This is a genomic window from Zobellia laminariae, assembly GCF_030553095.1.
GTDB classification, from domain to species: Bacteria; Bacteroidota; Bacteroidia; order Flavobacteriales; family Flavobacteriaceae; genus Zobellia; species Zobellia laminariae.
This window is the reverse complement of record NZ_CP130738.1, coordinates 794,477-809,527: the sequence shown is the minus strand read 5'-3', so window position 1 is coordinate 809,527 and position 15,051 is coordinate 794,477. Positions and strand designations below refer to the sequence as shown.

Genomic DNA, 15,051 nt, shown 5'->3' with positions numbered 1-15,051 from the left:
TGAGCTTAAAAATAATGCCTTGCAGTTAAATATTGAAATGTATCGGAAATTACTTTACAATTATATCCCTGTTTTTGCCATTTTTATAATTTCAGTCCTGTTTTTAGGCTGTAATGAGAGTCCAAAGGTCTCTGAAGATGTCAAGAAAATTAATGTAGAACTAAAAGTAGATAGGTTTGATTCTGAATTTGCCGCAGCAACTCCAGAGGGTCTGCCTGCCTTAAAGGGAAAATATCCTTATCTGTTTCCAGCACAGTATGCAGATAGTGTTTGGGTGGCTAAGATGAAAGATACCATTCAGATAGAACTCTTTTCTGAGGTAGAAAAAAGTTTTCAGATTTTTCGCAGGAAGAAGAATCCTTGGAGCTTTTGTTCAAACATATTAAATATTATTTTCCACAGTTTGATACTCCAAAGGTGGTTACGGTAATTTCAGATGTGGATTATAGCAATCGTATTATCTTAACGGATACCTTACTACTTATTGGGTTGGATAATTATTTGGGTCCAGAACATCGTTTTTATCATGAAATCCAAAATTATATAAGTGCAGATTTGGATAGCCAATATCTGGCTGTTGATGTGGCAAGCGCTTTTGCTAAAAAAGTTGTGCCAAGACCTCAAGAACGCACATTTCTTGCTCAGCTTATTTATTATGGAAAAGAGCTATACTTGAAAGATGAATTACTTCCTTTAGCGACCGATGCTCAAAAAATAAACTATTCGGAAGACCAGTTTTTATGGGCAGAAGCCAATGAGCAAGCTATTTGGCGTAATTTTATAGAGAGTGAGTATTTATACAGTACAGAGAATACTTTGGCTAGACGATTTTTGGATCCGGCACCATTTTCCAAATTTGGATTGGAGTTGGATAATGAATCACCGGGACGTATAGGTCGTTACGTAGGATGGCAGATTGTTCGCTCTTTTATGGATAAGAATGAGGTAACGTTACAACAAATGTTGAACTTGCCAGCAGAAGAAATATTTAAAAAATCAAATTACAAACCAAGAAAATAATATGTCAAAACTTCATACTTCAGAAATAACGTTAAGGGTAGGTTTAGATGAGAATCAAGTTCCTGAAGAGCTTAGTTGGTCTGCACAAGATGGCGGTATAGAGAATGAAAAGGCAAAAGCTATGCTTTTATCTGTTTGGGATAGTAAGAATCAAGAGTCGCTTAAGATTGACCTTTGGACAAAAGATATGCCTGTTGATGAAATGAAATTGTTTTTTCATCAGACTTTGGTTTCGTTGTCAGATACATTCATGAAAGCCACTCAAGATGAAAAAATGACGGCTACTATGAAAGATTTCTGTGCATACTTTGCTGAAAAACTAGATTTAAAGTAATACCTATTGTTAGTTGGCCATAGGTACTTCCATCAGTAGAATTTTTGAGTTTTCGTTGTAAATGATGTCAATTTTATCTATTTCTTCAATACCAAGGCCATCTCTTTTTTCTAATGTAACGCCGTTCACGGTACATTTTCCTTCTAATAGAAAAATGTAAACTCCGTTGGCGGTATCCTTTAGAATATAAGTATTTGTTTCATCTTTATCAAACTCTCCTAAGCTGAACCAAGGCGTTTTGATGAATCCGAATACCTTCATCATTTGCATTGGGAGATACAATTTGCTTTAAGTTATTTTTTAAACTGCCCTGAGCTAGAGTAATCTGATCATAACGAGGGGTAACATTAACCTTGTTAGGAAGAATCCAAATCTGCAAGAACTTCACCTGTTGGTCATGGCTTTTGTTCTTTTCACTATGTTGTATCCCTCTCCCTGCGCTCATGGCCTGTATATCGCCTTGGCGAATAACTGTTGTGTTTCCCATGTCGTCTTTGTGTTCTAGGTCACCTTCTAAAGGAATGGAGATGATTTCCATATTGCTATGTCCGTGGGTGCCAAACCCCATGCCTGCAGCTACCTCGTCATCATTTAGAACCCGTAATACACCAAAACTCATTCGGTCTGGATTGTGATAATTACCAAAACTGAAAGTATGATAACTATTCAGCCAGCCATGGTTGGCATGGCCTCTGGTGTCTGCTTTGTGGAGTGTAGTGCGCATAAGAGTTTAAGAGTTGAGTTATAAATGTTTTATTTTGGGGATTGCTCTATTTTGAATAGAGTAATGGTATAATCCAGTAATTCTATACCACCGTAATCCCCGTGTCCAGGAATAACGGTTTTAAGGTCTGGATAGGCTGTTTTTATTTTTGAAATAGTCTTGCTCCATTTCTCAACATTCGCATCGCCAAGATAACCTTTGGTAGCGTTAAGCGATTTAACGGGGCAAACCTCCAAAAAGTAAATGCTCGCTGGGTATATAGCTTACAATATTGTCTTTCGTGTGTGCTTCTCCAAAATGCCTATTAATTATTTTTTTATTTCCAAGAGTCAGTTCCTTTTCTGTGTCAAAACTAATTTGTGGGACTGGATTACCTTCTTTTTTGGCGAGCTCTATGGTTGCATTATTTGCATAAGATGGAATGCTCAGTTCGTGAAAAGCTTCTATGCCCCCTAGGCAATCGTCATGAAAATGATTCACGACCACTGCTTTTATGTTATGCTGCTTAGTTTTTGTAATCCACTGTATCAGTTCGTTTGATGTTTCGGTGTCGGTTGGGGTATCAAAAACTACAGCTTCACCGTCATTCATATAAACAAGTCCATTGCAAGCTACCTTTCCATAGTCGTCCGTAGATAAATAGGAGATGTGAATAAAGCTATTTTTGGAAACAGGAATTATTTTTAGGGTTTCGCTGCTGTAAGTTGTGTGGGTTTTAGGTGACTTACAGCTCAGCAGCGTGAAAGCGAAGAACAAAATTAATATGGGCAATTTGTAGGTCATATTTCATGTTCTTTTTAGTTATATAAATATATAGTTTTACCTTACAATAATGAAAGATTCAGATATTCAAAAACTCATTTTTATTTATAATGCAGATTCAGGTTTAAAAAATGCATTGTTAGATAGTGCTCATAAAATATTGAGCCCTAGTACCTATGATTGTAATCTGTGCGATATAACTTTTGGAGTTTTTACGGAAGATAAGGTTTGGAAGAAATTTAGAGAGCAAACCAATCTAGAAATGGAGTTTCTTCATAAAGATGAGTATAAGAAACAGTACGCATCTAAATTTGGAAACAAGTATACTTTTCCTATTATACTGGCTCAGGTAAATGAAGACTTGCAAGTCTTTGTAAGTACAGAGGAAATGAATACTCTTGAAAATTCCGAATCGCTAACGAAAATTATTCAAGAAAGAACAAAAGCTTAAATCTTAGAGGCTTTAAAAAGTCGGTATTGATATTGTCTATAAAGTTTAATACATCATCACGGCCATAGCCTTTGGATGAGGATGTGATAAAGTAAGAAGGAGCTTCCTCCCAAACGCCGTTCAATAATTCGGCGATATATTTATTTACATTTTCTTCTATTATTGCAGGCTTCAATTTATCGGCCTTGGTAAAAATAATAGAGAATGGAATATTATTTTCGCCCATCCACTCCATAAACTCCATGTCTATTTTCTGTGGTTCATGACGGATATCTACTAAAACGAATGCACATACCAATTGCTCACGTTTTACAAAATAATCGGTTATATATTTTTGAAAAGTACTCTTGCTCTTTTTGGAAACACGGGCATAGCCATAACCTGGTAAATCTACCAAAAACCAATTTTCATTAATTTTAAAGTGATTTATCAGCTGTGTTTTCCCAGGACGGCCAGAAGTCTTTGCTAGGCTTTTTCTTTCAGTAAGACTATTGATCAATGAAGACTTACCTACATTAGAACGACCAATAAAGGCATATTCTGGTAGGGGCTCGTTGGGGCATCTTGCCACATCGGTATTACTAATTATAAACTTTGCCGATTTAATGTGCACCTTGTAAATTTATTTTAAGAAGCTTGTAGTAGCGGTGGTTAAAATCCTCGTTTGGTTAACCAGCCGTCTAAAATTTCGTTGAACTTATCTGGGTTTTCCATCATTGGAGCGTGTCCACATTTATCGATCCAGAACAAGTCAGAATCAGGTAGTAGCTCATGAAAAAGGTCTGCTACATCAGGAGGTGTGACAGTGTCATTCTTTCCCCAAATAATACATATAGGCGTATTCATTTTAGGAAGGTCACTAGCCATATTATGACGGATGGCACTTTTTGCAATGGCCAAAGTCTTTAAGGTTTTTACGCGATTATTTACAGTTGCAAATACCTCGTCTACAATTTCTTTTGTAGCTATAGAGGGGTCATAAAAAACATCCTGTGCTTTTTTCTTTATAAACTCATAGTCGCCACGTCTTGGATAACCATCTCCCATAGCGCTTTCATACAATCCTGAACTTCCGGTGATGATTAGTGCCTTTACAAATTTAGGGTAGAGTTTGGTATGCAAAAGACCTATATGTCCTCCAAGAGAATTACCTAATAATATAACATCTTTTAGCCCTTTGAACTCAATGAATTTAGCTAAGAATTTAGCAAATTGCTTAACGTTCGTCTTAAGCATTGGCATGTCATAAATAGGTAGTTCTGGTATGAGAATTTTATAACCTTTGCTAGGAAAGTATTCGGAAACACCTTGAAAATTGCTAAGCCCTCCCATAAGACCGTGTAAAATAATGATAGGTGTTCCTTCACCTATTTCTATATACCGGAATTTTCCTTCTGTAATTAAATTTTCTTCCATTCAAGATACTTCTTGGTCTGTTTGTCAAAGATAGGCATTATCCTATTATGACTTTAATACAAGTATAGACCAATAAAGCGAGAATTGACTATAATTTTTTTCATTCTAGACCTAAAAACACACTTTTTTAGGGTGAAATTTTGAGTAGAATTTATGCCCAAAACCCACTAGTTATTAACAAAGTGGTAATTAGTGGTAAAATGTGGTAATAAAATGTGTAGTTTTGAGTTATAGTATTGTAAAACAGCTTTTTTAAGTGATAAATTTCATTGGAACATACGATTGTAAGGCCGATACCAAAGGTAGGGTAATGATCCCGGTTGCCCTAAAAAATCAGATGTCTCCTATTTTAAATCAAAGTTTTGTCATCAAAAGGTCTGTTTTTCAGCCATGTCTAGAATTGTACCCTATGGAGGAGTGGAATCTACTTATGGAGAAGATGAACAAGAAGAACCGTTTCAAGAAAAAGAACAACGATTTTATCCGTCGTTTTTCTGCCGGTGTAAAGGTTATTGAAATAGACGGTACAGGTAGAATGTTGATTCCTAAAAACCTTGTTGAGATTGCTAATATCTCTAAAGAGGTTGTTTTGAGTTCAGCAATCAACATTATTGAGATTTGGGACAAGGATAGTTACGAAAAAGTATTAGAAGAAACCGCAGAGGATTTTGCCGAATTAGCAGAAGAGGTAATGGGCGATGACGGAGATGACGAAAGCTATGTATCATAATCCAGTTTTATTAGAGGAGTCGGTAAACGGGCTCAATATTAAGGAAGACGGAGTCTACGTTGATGTCACTTTTGGTGGCGGTGGGCATTCCAAAGAGATATTAAAGCAATTGGGGAGCAAAGGGAAACTATTTGCTTTTGACCAAGATGAAGATGCACTTGCAAATACTTTGGGTGATGAGCGGTTTACGCTAATCAACGAGAATTTCAGGTTCGTTAAGCAGTTTTTGAAGTTCTATGGTGTTCGGAAAGTAGATGGAATTTTAGCCGATTACGGTGTTTCATCGCATCAGTTCGATAAAGCGGAACGTGGGTTCTCAACTAGGTTTGATGCGGATTTGGATATGCGAATGAGCAAAAGAAATCTTTTGTCGGCCTACGATGTGGTTAATACTTATGATTATGATGATTTAAGAAAGGTTCTTTTTCAATATGGCGATTTGCGAAATGCAAATGCTATGGCAAAGACCATTCTGGCGAAAAGAGAAGAGGAGCCCATCAAAACAACTGAAAAATTAAAAGAGGTGTTGCGGGCATTTTTGCCCAATGCAAAGGAACATAAAATATTGGCTCAGATATATCAGGCCATTCGTATTGAGGTTAACCAAGAGATAGCGGTAATTGAAGAGTTTTTGCTTCAAACACCGGAATTGTTAGATGTAGGTGGGCGGTTAAGCATTATCAGTTATCATTCTTTAGAAGATAGGCTGGTGAAGCGCTTTATACGAGAAGGACAGTTTCAAGGAGAGGCTCCAAAAGATTTTTATGGAAATATAGATGTTCCGTTTAAAAAAGTTGGGCCATTAATAGTTCCGTCCAGAGAAGAAATTTCAAAGAATAATCGCGCTCGCAGTGCCAAATTAAGAATTGCGGAACGCATATAAGTATTGAAGTAAGAAAATTAAAAAGAGAGAAGAAAGACATGAAAAAAGGTTTGTTGAACATATTAAAAGGTAGGTTTTTGGTGAGCGATGATGCTCCTAAGAACTGGCTGTTCATCATTTTCACTTCTTTTCTTGCGACTATAATGATTGGTAGCTCGCACAGTGCAGATAAAAAGGTGCACCAAATAGCTGCATTGAACGAAGAGGTAAAAGAGCTTCGTAATGAGTTCGTAGATGCGCGTTCCGATGTGCAGCAGTTAAAACTGGAGTCTACTGTAATGAATATAGTTTCAGAGAAAGGGTTGTTTCCTTCACAGGTGCCACCCAAACAAATAAGAGTTAAGTCTAATAAGGTAGAAGAGTAGTGGCAGTAACGGAAAAAAGCATATTAACCCGGGTGTACGTTGTAACGGCGTTCATGTTCTTGTTCGCTATCGCGGTGCTGTTTAAATTGGTGAATATCCAGTATGCGCAGGGCGATAAGTACAAGGCTTTGGCTATGGAGCGAACAGAGAAGATGTTCACTATTGCTCCCAATCGTGGTAATCTGTATTCTGATGATGGAAGCCTTTTAGCGACTTCAGTCTCTCGCTATACCATCCGTTTTGATGCGGTTACGGTAAGCGATGAGGATTTCAGACAAAATATAGTGCCTTTGTCTAATGCGCTTTCAAAAATGTTAGGCAAGCCGTCTTCTCATTATCAGAAGTTATTGAGAAAGGCTAAAGTGAATAAAAACAGATACGCGCTTATCGCTAGAAATCTGGATTATTCAGAATATATAACCGTAAAGGATTTTCCTCTATTCAATAAGGGCCCATACAAAGGGGGATTGATTATTGATCAGAAAACGGTAAGAGAACACCCTTTAGGAAAAATTGCCGAACGTAGTGTTGGGTATGAGAACGTAGATGATGAAGGGTATTACTCTGGTGTTGGCTTGGAACGGGCTTACGGAGAATATTTAAGAGGTGTACAAGGAAAAAGATTAAAACAGAAGATTGCCAAAGGCCAGTGGAAGCCAATTGGGTGGGAGAATATTGTTGAGCCTAAAGATGGGTATGATTTGGTGTCTACCATCGATATTAATATTCAGGATATCGCCCACCACGCTTTGCTGGGGCAATTAGAGCATTATAAGGCGGATCACGGTTGTGTTATTGTAATGGAAACAGAAACCGGAGAGGTAAAAGCTATTTCTAATTTGGGTAGAACGGAAGCTGGTAAATATTACGAGCGTTTGAACTATGCTGTTGGGGAGTCTAGTGAGCCAGGTCTACCTTTAAATTAATGTCGCTTGTTGCTGCTCTTGAGGATAAGGTAATTGATACCAGTACGGTAATCGATACAGAAAAGGGTAGATGGAAAATCTATGACAGAATCGTAAAAGATTCTAAGTGGGGTGGTTATGGAAAAATATCTGTTGGTCATGCTTTTGAAGTTTCTTCAAACACGGCTTTTGCAAAAATGATTCATAACAATTATAAGAACGACCCAGAAAAATATGTGAATCGCTTAATGAGTATGAACCTTAATAAAAAGCTTGATTTGCCTATTAAAGGTGAAGGTGAGCCTGTTATTAGATTCCTGGTGATAAAGGTTGGTCAGGTATTTCTTTGGCTTGGATGTCTCATGGGTATGAAGTTTCTATGACCCCTTTACAAGTGTTGACTTTTTACAATGCTATTGCCAATGATGGTGAGATGGTAAAGCCAAGGTTGATCAAAGAAGTGAAGGAATGGGATCAGACTATTAGAAAGTTCGATAAGGAAGTTATAAATGAAGCGGTTTGCTCAAAAGAAACGGCAGCTAAGGTTCAGAAGCTTTTGAAAAACGTAGTCGAAAAGAAATACGGTACAGGCCATGGTTTGTATTCGCCTAATTTTTCTATGGCGGGTAAAACGGGTACGGCGCAAAAGAACTATGTATCTAAGGACCCAGATAAACTAAAGTATATATCATCTTTTGCAGGTTATTTTCCGGCAGAAAACCCAAAGTATTCTTGCATAGTGGTAATTCATGAGCCAGACAAGAGTGTAGGGTATTATGGAGCGGATGTTTCTGGTCCTGTTTTTAAATCTGTAGCTCAAAAAGTATATGCGACTTCACCATTGGTTGATGAGGTGGATATGGAAAAGATGAAAGATGAACGATTGGATAAATCGTATCAAAGATATTATGCCGAAGCGCAAAAGAATTATAAGCAAGTGCCTAATGTAAAAGGTATGAGCGGCATGGATGCCATTTCAATTCTCGAGAATCTTGGGATAGAGGTGGAAGTAAGAGGTAACGGAAAAGTAAAAAGACAATCTGTATCTCAAGGGGAGAATATTAAGAATACTAAGAAAATTACACTAGAGCTATCGTGAAGTTGTTAAAAGACATATTGTTCGGGGCAAGCCTGACCGATGTAATCGGTTCTACCAATGTATTGGTGAATAACATCTGTTTTGATTCTAGAAAGGTTAAAATGGACGATGTTTTTGTGGCTATTAAAGGCACATTGACCGATGGTCATTTATATATAGCTAAAGCAATTGACCTTGGTGCAAAAGCTATTGTTTGTGAGCAATTGCCTGATCAGATAGTAGAAGGGGTTACTTATGTAGAGGTTAAAGATGGTAACACGGCATTGGCTATGATGGCATCTAATTTCTACGGAAATCCTTCCAAAAATTTAAAACTGGTTGGTGTTACGGGAACTAATGGTAAGACTACCATTTCCAGTCTATTGTACCAGTTGTTTAAAAAGGCAGGCTATAAAGTGGGGCTTTTGTCTACTATTAAAATAATGGTAGACGAAGAAGTTTACGCTACAAGCCATACTACTCCAGATGCATTAACAATTAACGAGCATTTGTACCTCATGAATGAGGCGGGTGTAGAGTTTTGTTTTATGGAAGTGAGCTCGCATGGTATTCATCAAAAAAGGACACAAGGGTTGGTTTTTGAGGGAGCTATTTTTACAAATCTTTCTCATGATCATTTAGATTATCATAAAACGTTTGCCGAGTATAGAGATACTAAGAAAATTCTTTTTGATCAATTGCCGAAAAATGCTTTTGCTATTTCAAATATTGATGATAAGAATGGGGCTATTATGCTTCAGAATACAAAGGCAAAGAAATATACATACGCTCTTAGAACTTATGCTGATTATAGAGCACAGGTTTTGGAGAGTCAGTTTGACGGGACGCTGTTAAAAATAAATGACCATGAATTATGGTCAAGGCTAATTGGGCATTTTAATGCTTATAACATGTTGGCCATTTTCGCTACAGCGGATTTGTTGGGAATGGAAACGTTGGAAACATTAAGATTGCTCAGTGAGCTTGAAAATGTAGACGGTCGCTTCCAATATTTTATATCAGGTAAAAAAATTACTGCCATAGTCGACTATGCCCATACGCCGGACGCGTTAAAAAATGTGTTGGAAACAATCAGCACTTTGAGAACTGGAAATGAAAACGTCATCACCGTTGTGGGGTGTGGTGGCGATAGAGACAGATCAAAGCGTCCGGTAATGGGTCATATCGCTTCAGAAATGAGCAATCAGGCCATTTTTACCTCGGATAACCCTAGAAGCGAATCGCCATCTGTCATAATTGAAGCAATGGAAGAGGGTGTGGAACCACAGAATTTAAAGAAAATCCTATCCATAGAAAATAGGGAACAGGCTATAAAAACAGCATGCCAATTGGCTAATGCTGAAGATATCATACTCATTGCCGGTAAAGGCCATGAGACGTATCAAGAAACCAACGGAAAACGAATTCACTTTGACGATTTTGAAATGGTCAAAGAGATTTTGAAGAGTTTGGATAAATAACAAAGACCAAATAAATAAAAGACTAGAAGCTTAAAAGATGCTATACTACCTATTCGAATATTTAGAGAAACAATACCAGTTGCCAGGCGAGCTTATTTCAGTTCACCACCTTTAGGGCTGCTATGGCTATTCTATCTTCGCTAGTAATCGCTACGGTATACGGTAAGCGTGTTATTCTTTTTCTTCAGAAGAAACAAATAGGAGAAAGTGTTCGGGACCTTGGTCTTGATGGTCAGAAGCAAAAAGCAGGTACGCCAACTATGGGTGGGCTTATCATTATCATGTCAACCCTAATACCGGTGTTGTTGTTTGCTAAATTAGATAACATTTACATCATCTTATTAATCGTTACCACACTTTGGATGGGTTTCATTGGCTTTACTGATGATTATATTAAAGTATTCAAAAAAGACAAAGACGGGCTTAAAGGTAGGTTCAAAGTTTTGGGTCAAGTAGTGTTGGGTCTTGGTGTAGGGGCAACATTATATTTTCATCCTGGGGTTACCATGAGAGAAGATTCTAGTACAATGATTACGGAACAACTTCAGGTTCGTGATGTCATGGGGTTAGAGATTAAATCAGTAAAAACTACAGTTCCTTTCTTCAAGAATAATGAATTGGATTATAGTGATTTCATTGGTTGGGCAGGAGAAAATGCTAAAGATTACGCTTGGTTAATATTTATTCCTATTGTAATACTAATTGTTACTGCGGTTTCTAACGGAGCTAACCTTACTGATGGTATTGATGGCCTTAAGCAGCAGGTACATCTGCAATCATTGTTTTTACACTCGGCATTTTTGCATGGGTGTCCGGTAACGTCATATTTTCAAATTATCTAGACATTATGTTCATACCCAATTCGGGAGAGCTGGTGGTCTTTATTACGGCATTTGTGGGTGCGTTGATTGGTTTTCTTTGGTACAATGCTTTCCCTGCACAGGTTTTTATGGGAGATACGGGTAGTTTAACTATTGGAGGAATCATTGCTGTAATCGCCATAATAATTAGAAAAGAATTATTGATTCCCATTTTATGTGGAATCTTCTTTGCCGAATCATTATCGGTTATGATACAAGTAGGTTATTTCAAGTATACCAAAAAGAAATTTGGAGAAGGAAAACGTGTTTTTCTGATGTCTCCTATCCATCACCACTACCAAGTAAAGGGGTATCACGAAAGTAAGATCGTAACTCGGTTTTGGATTGTAGGTATTCTTTTAGCAATTATTACGGTCGTCACTTTGAAAGTAAGATAAGATGAAGAGGCTAGTAATTTTAGGAGGAGGCGAAAGTGGAGTAGGCACGGCCATCTTGGGTAAAAAACAAGGGTACGAGGTTTTTGTATCCGATAGAGGAAAAATTAAAGAGAAATATAGAAAAGTCCTTGAACATTTTGATATTGATTGGGAAGCTGAAAAGCACACGGAAGCAAAGATTCTGAATGCCGATTTGGTAATGAAGAGTCCTGGATACCAGATACCGTTCCGTTGGTAAAGGCTTTGCACGAAAAGGCAATTCCTGTTGTTTCCGAGATTGAGTTTGCATCAAAATATACGGATGCTACTTTAATCGGAATAACCGGAAGCAATGGAAAGACTACCACAACGATGTTGGCTAATCACCTTTTAAAAGAAGGCGGTCTTAATGTGGGTATGGCTGGTAACATTGGTGATAGTTACGCTAAAATGGTAGCGGAAAACAATTTTGATTTCTATGTTTTAGAAATCAGCAGTTTTCAATTGGATGGTATTGTGGATTTTAAACCGCATATCGCCATTCTAACAAATATTACTCCGGACCATTTGGACCGGTACGATTACAAATTCGAAAATTATGTCGCTTCAAAATTCCGCATTGCGGAGAACCAAACCGAAGAGGACTATTTAATATACGACGCAGATGACCCCGTAATTATTGCATGGCTTCAAAAGCACCCCGTTAAATCAAAACTGCTCCCTTTTTCCATTAAGCGAGAAATGGAACAAGGCGCATATTTACAGAACAACACTATTATACTGAACACAAATAACGAGACATTGAAAATGACAAAAGAGACATTAGCATTAGAAGGGAAACACAATTTAAAAAATAGTATGGCGGCAATGACTGCGGCAAAGTTAGTAGGCATTAGAAAAGCATCAATCCGTGAGAGTATTGCTAATTTCCAAGGAGCGCCCCATCGTCTTGAAAATGTATTAAAAATACACCATGTGCAGTATATAAACGATTCTAAGGCAACTAACGTGAACTCTGTATTCTATGCGTTGGATAGTGTTAAAACACCTGTTGTATGGATTGTTGGTGGGCAAGATAAAGGAAATGATTACAAAGAATTGATGCCGTTAGTACGCGAAAAAGTAAAAGCCATAGTTTGCTTGGGCTTGGATAACGAGAAGATTAAAGATGCCTTTGGCAATGTAGTTGATCTTATGGTAGAGACTTTTGCTATGGAAGAAGCTGTAAAAGTAGCTTACAAAATTGCTGAACGTGGAGATACCGTTTTGTTGTCACCTGCATGTGCCAGTTTTGATTTGTTCCAGAACTATGAAGACCGTGGAGATCAGTTTAAAGCAGCAGTAAAAACATTATAAATAAGAGTAAACAGTGAACGCATTTTTTGACAATATCAAAGGAGATAGAGCTATTTGGGCCATTGCGGCCCTCTTGGGCTTGTTTTCGTTTTTACCAGTGTATAGTGCCAGTAGTAATCTGGTTTATGTAGTGGGGAACGGAACTACTTTTGGGTATTTGGTAAAGCATGCATTGCTATTGTCTCTAGGGTTTGGTATAATTTACGGAATACACCGTATTCCTTCGCATTTCTTTAAAGGGCTATCGCTAATTGCGATGCCTTTAGTTTTAGTTTTGTTAGTGTTTACTATGGCTCAAGGAACAACAATAGGCGGGGCTAATGCTAGCCGGTGGATTAGTGTTCCCTTGGTTGGTATTTCGTTTCAGACATCCAATTTGGCTGCGGTGGTGCTAATGATATATGTAGCTCGCTATTTAAGCAAGGTGCGCCATAAAGATGTTACATTTAAAGAAAGTATTTTGCCTTTATGGATTCCCGTTTTTTTAACGGTAGCCCTCATTTTACCGGCAAACTTTTCAACAGCGGCCATCATTTTTTCAATGGTGCTTTTACTTTGTTTTTTAGGAGGATATCCCGTAAAATATTTAATGGGAATAATTGGGGCCAGTGTATTGAGTCTTGCCTTTTTTATATTGACAGCCAAGGCAATTCCCGGGTTGTTTCCCAACCGTGTAGATACGTGGATTAGTAGAGTGGAAAATTTTGCAGATTCAGAAGATACTGAAGCGGATTATCAAATTGAACGAGCCAAGATAGCTATTGCCACTGGTGGTATAGTTGGTAAAGGTGCTGGTAAAAGTGTTCAAAAGAACTTTTTGCCACAGAGTTCATCAGATTTTATATATGCTATAATCGTAGAGGAATATGGTTTGGTGGGCGGTTTTGCATTAATGTTTTTTTACATGTTTTTGCTGTTCCGTATAGTGGTAGTAGCTAATAGTAGTACTTATATTTTTGGAAAGCTGGTGGTTCTTGGTGTGGGGCTTCCCATTGTTTTTCAGGCTCTAATAAATATGGCCGTAGCGGTAGAACTTTTCCCGGTTACGGGACAAACCTTGCCGTTAATCAGTAGTGGTGGTACTAGTAGCTGGATGACCTGTTTGGCCATTGGCATTATTTTAAGTGTGAGTAATAAAAATTTAAGTGTGGAAAAACCATCCGCAGATATAGATGAAACGAATCCTTTAGAAGTACTCAGTGGGCAATTATAAATTCATACTCTCCGGTGGTGGAACAGGTGGGCATATTTACCCAGCAATCGCTATTGCGAACGAATTAAAAAGAAGACATCCTGATGCGCAATTTTTATTTGTAGGCGCTCAAGATAGAATGGAGATGGAAAAAGTGCCTCAAGCGGGTTACGAGATCGAGGGATTATGGATTAGTGGGTTACAAAGGAAACTGACCCTTAAAAATTTAATGTTTCCTTTTAAAGTGATAAGTAGTTTGATTAAAGCTGGTAAAATAGTACGAAGATTTAAACCTGATGCCGTAATTGGTACGGGTGGCTTTGCTAGTGGTCCTATGTTAAGGGTTGCTGCTGGTAAGGGCGTTCCTTGTGTATTGCAAGAGCAGAATTCGTATGCAGGTATTACCAACAAATTATTAAAGGATAAAGTGGCCAAGATTTGTGTGGCCTATGATGAGATGGAACGGTTTTTTCCAAAGGATAAAATTGTAAAGACGGGAAATCCCGTTCGTGGGGATTTGGTTGAAATGGCCGCGGATAAAAATGAAGCGTTGGATTTTTTTGGATTAAAAAATGGAGTGCCTACACTTCTTATTTTAGGAGGTAGCCTTGGCGCAAGACGTATAAATCAGTTGGTAGCTAAGAATCTTGATTTTTTTAAGAAAACCGGGGTGCAATTGATATGGCAGTGCGGTAAACTTTACATAGAGGAGTATGCTAAATATAACTCTGAAACGGTTAAGGTGTTGGATTTTATGAACCGTATGGATTATGCCTATGCCGCTTCCGATATGATTATATCACGAGCAGGTGCAGGATCGGTTTCGGAGTTATGTATTGTGGGCAAGCCTGTAATATTTGTGCCTTCGCCTAATGTGTCCGAAGATCATCAGACAAAAAATGCACGTGCACTTGTAAATGAGAATGCAGCTATACTGTTGAGAGAGAGTGAGCTGGATGAGAAGTTTGAAAACGTATTTTCTGAGCTTTTTCAAGATAAAGCAGAGCAAAAGAATTTGGGAGATAACATTAAGAAATTAGCGTTACCCAATGCAACAAAAGATATTGTTGACGAAATAGAAAAATTAATTGGGAATGCCACCAGTAAATAAAGGCAT

Annotated in this window: 10 protein-coding genes and 6 pseudogenes; 12 read left to right on the top strand and 4 right to left on the bottom strand. The window is 37.8% G+C overall.

The window, feature by feature from the left end:
- The first annotated feature begins 37 nt into the window (after window positions 1-37).
- Together gldB and gldC are read left to right on the top strand one after the other, a co-directional pair.
- Window positions 38-1,020 (top strand): annotated as a pseudogene (gene gldB, locus Q5W13_RS03965) (gliding motility lipoprotein GldB).
- 1 nt (window position 1,021) lies between these two features.
- The gene (gene gldC, locus Q5W13_RS03960) at window positions 1,022-1,354 is read left to right on the top strand and encodes a gliding motility protein GldC (protein ID WP_155597662.1); all 333 of its coding nucleotides are present in this window, start codon (window positions 1,022-1,024) and stop codon (window positions 1,352-1,354) included.
- A gap of 9 nt (window positions 1,355-1,363) precedes the next feature.
- On the opposite strand, the pseudogene Q5W13_RS03955 reads toward gldC, so the two are convergent.
- A pseudogene (locus Q5W13_RS03955) lies at window positions 1,364-2,078 on the bottom strand (pirin family protein).
- A gap of 29 nt (window positions 2,079-2,107) precedes the next feature.
- Window positions 2,108-2,861, bottom strand: a pseudogene (gene bla, locus Q5W13_RS03950) (subclass B1 metallo-beta-lactamase).
- A 49-nt stretch (window positions 2,862-2,910) separates the two neighbouring features.
- Here bla and Q5W13_RS03945 point away from each other — a divergent pair.
- The gene (locus Q5W13_RS03945; protein WP_304445434.1) at window positions 2,911-3,291 is read left to right on the top strand and encodes a GTPase; all 381 of its coding nucleotides are present in this window, start codon (window positions 2,911-2,913) and stop codon (window positions 3,289-3,291) included.
- Here Q5W13_RS03945 and yihA read toward each other — a convergent pair.
- Together yihA and Q5W13_RS03935 are read right to left on the bottom strand one after the other, a co-directional pair.
- The gene (gene yihA, locus Q5W13_RS03940) at window positions 3,266-3,904 is read right to left on the bottom strand and encodes a ribosome biogenesis GTP-binding protein YihA/YsxC (protein ID WP_304445433.1); all 639 of its coding nucleotides are present in this window, start codon (window positions 3,902-3,904) and stop codon (window positions 3,266-3,268) included. The two genes, Q5W13_RS03945 and yihA, sit on opposite strands and share 26 nt — an antisense overlap.
- A 38-nt stretch (window positions 3,905-3,942) precedes the next feature.
- Window positions 3,943-4,707: an alpha/beta fold hydrolase gene (locus tag Q5W13_RS03935; RefSeq protein ID WP_155597658.1), complete on the bottom strand. Its 765-nt coding sequence runs from the start codon at window positions 4,705-4,707 to the stop codon at window positions 3,943-3,945.
- A 256-nt stretch (window positions 4,708-4,963) separates the two neighbouring features.
- On the opposite strand from Q5W13_RS03935, the gene mraZ reads away from it, so the two are divergent.
- The 9 genes and pseudogenes from mraZ to murG all read left to right on the top strand — a co-directional run bounded on the left by mraZ (window position 4,964) and on the right by murG (window position 15,045).
- Window positions 4,964-5,437 carry a division/cell wall cluster transcriptional repressor MraZ gene (gene mraZ, locus Q5W13_RS03930; RefSeq protein WP_162524554.1) on the top strand — a complete coding sequence of 158 codons (474 nt, stop codon included), beginning with the start codon at window positions 4,964-4,966 and terminating at the stop codon, window positions 5,435-5,437.
- The gene (gene rsmH, locus Q5W13_RS03925; protein ID WP_304445432.1) at window positions 5,427-6,320 is read left to right on the top strand and encodes a 16S rRNA (cytosine(1402)-N(4))-methyltransferase RsmH; all 894 of its coding nucleotides are present in this window, start codon (window positions 5,427-5,429) and stop codon (window positions 6,318-6,320) included. Before mraZ ends, rsmH begins: the two co-directional genes overlap by 11 nt.
- Window positions 6,321-6,358: 38 nt before the next feature.
- On the top strand, window positions 6,359-6,685 hold the full coding sequence (locus Q5W13_RS03920) for an FtsL-like putative cell division protein (protein WP_304445431.1): 327 nt from the start codon (window positions 6,359-6,361) through the stop codon (window positions 6,683-6,685).
- Window positions 6,685-8,689 (top strand): annotated as a pseudogene (locus Q5W13_RS03915) (penicillin-binding protein). Before Q5W13_RS03920 ends, Q5W13_RS03915 begins: the two are co-directional and overlap by 1 nt.
- The gene (locus tag Q5W13_RS03910; RefSeq protein ID WP_162524552.1) at window positions 8,686-10,149 is read left to right on the top strand and encodes a UDP-N-acetylmuramoyl-L-alanyl-D-glutamate--2,6-diaminopimelate ligase; all 1,464 of its coding nucleotides are present in this window, start codon (window positions 8,686-8,688) and stop codon (window positions 10,147-10,149) included. The pseudogene Q5W13_RS03915 and the gene Q5W13_RS03910 overlap by 4 nt, the downstream one beginning before the upstream one ends.
- Before the next feature lie 37 nt (window positions 10,150-10,186).
- A pseudogene (gene mraY / locus Q5W13_RS03905) lies at window positions 10,187-11,407 on the top strand (phospho-N-acetylmuramoyl-pentapeptide-transferase).
- 1 nt (window position 11,408) lies between these two features.
- A pseudogene (murD, locus tag Q5W13_RS03900) lies at window positions 11,409-12,742 on the top strand (UDP-N-acetylmuramoyl-L-alanine--D-glutamate ligase).
- Between the two features lie 13 nt (window positions 12,743-12,755).
- Window positions 12,756-13,955: an FtsW/RodA/SpoVE family cell cycle protein gene (locus Q5W13_RS03895; RefSeq protein ID WP_304445430.1), complete on the top strand. Its 1,200-nt coding sequence runs from the start codon at window positions 12,756-12,758 to the stop codon at window positions 13,953-13,955.
- On the top strand, window positions 13,942-15,045 hold the full coding sequence (gene murG / locus Q5W13_RS03890) for an undecaprenyldiphospho-muramoylpentapeptide beta-N-acetylglucosaminyltransferase (protein ID WP_304445429.1): 1,104 nt from the start codon (window positions 13,942-13,944) through the stop codon (window positions 15,043-15,045). The genes Q5W13_RS03895 and murG overlap by 14 nt, the downstream gene beginning before the upstream one ends.
- The last annotated feature ends 6 nt before the right edge of the window (window positions 15,046-15,051 follow it).

Excerpts from the sequence above, each read along its gene's own strand:
- gldC (WP_155597662.1), top strand. The coding sequence starts at position 1,022 with ATGTCAAAACTTCATACTTCAGAAATAACGTTAAGGGTAGGTTTAGAT.
- Q5W13_RS03945 (WP_304445434.1), top strand. The coding sequence starts at position 2,911 with ATGAAAGATTCAGATATTCAAAAACTCATTTTTATTTATAATGCAGAT.
- Q5W13_RS03935 (WP_155597658.1), bottom strand. The coding sequence starts at position 4,707 with ATGGAAGAAAATTTAATTACAGAAGGAAAATTCCGGTATATAGAAATA.
- rsmH (WP_304445432.1), top strand. The coding sequence starts at position 5,427 with ATGTATCATAATCCAGTTTTATTAGAGGAGTCGGTAAACGGGCTCAAT.
- Q5W13_RS03920 (WP_304445431.1), top strand. The coding sequence starts at position 6,359 with ATGAAAAAAGGTTTGTTGAACATATTAAAAGGTAGGTTTTTGGTGAGC.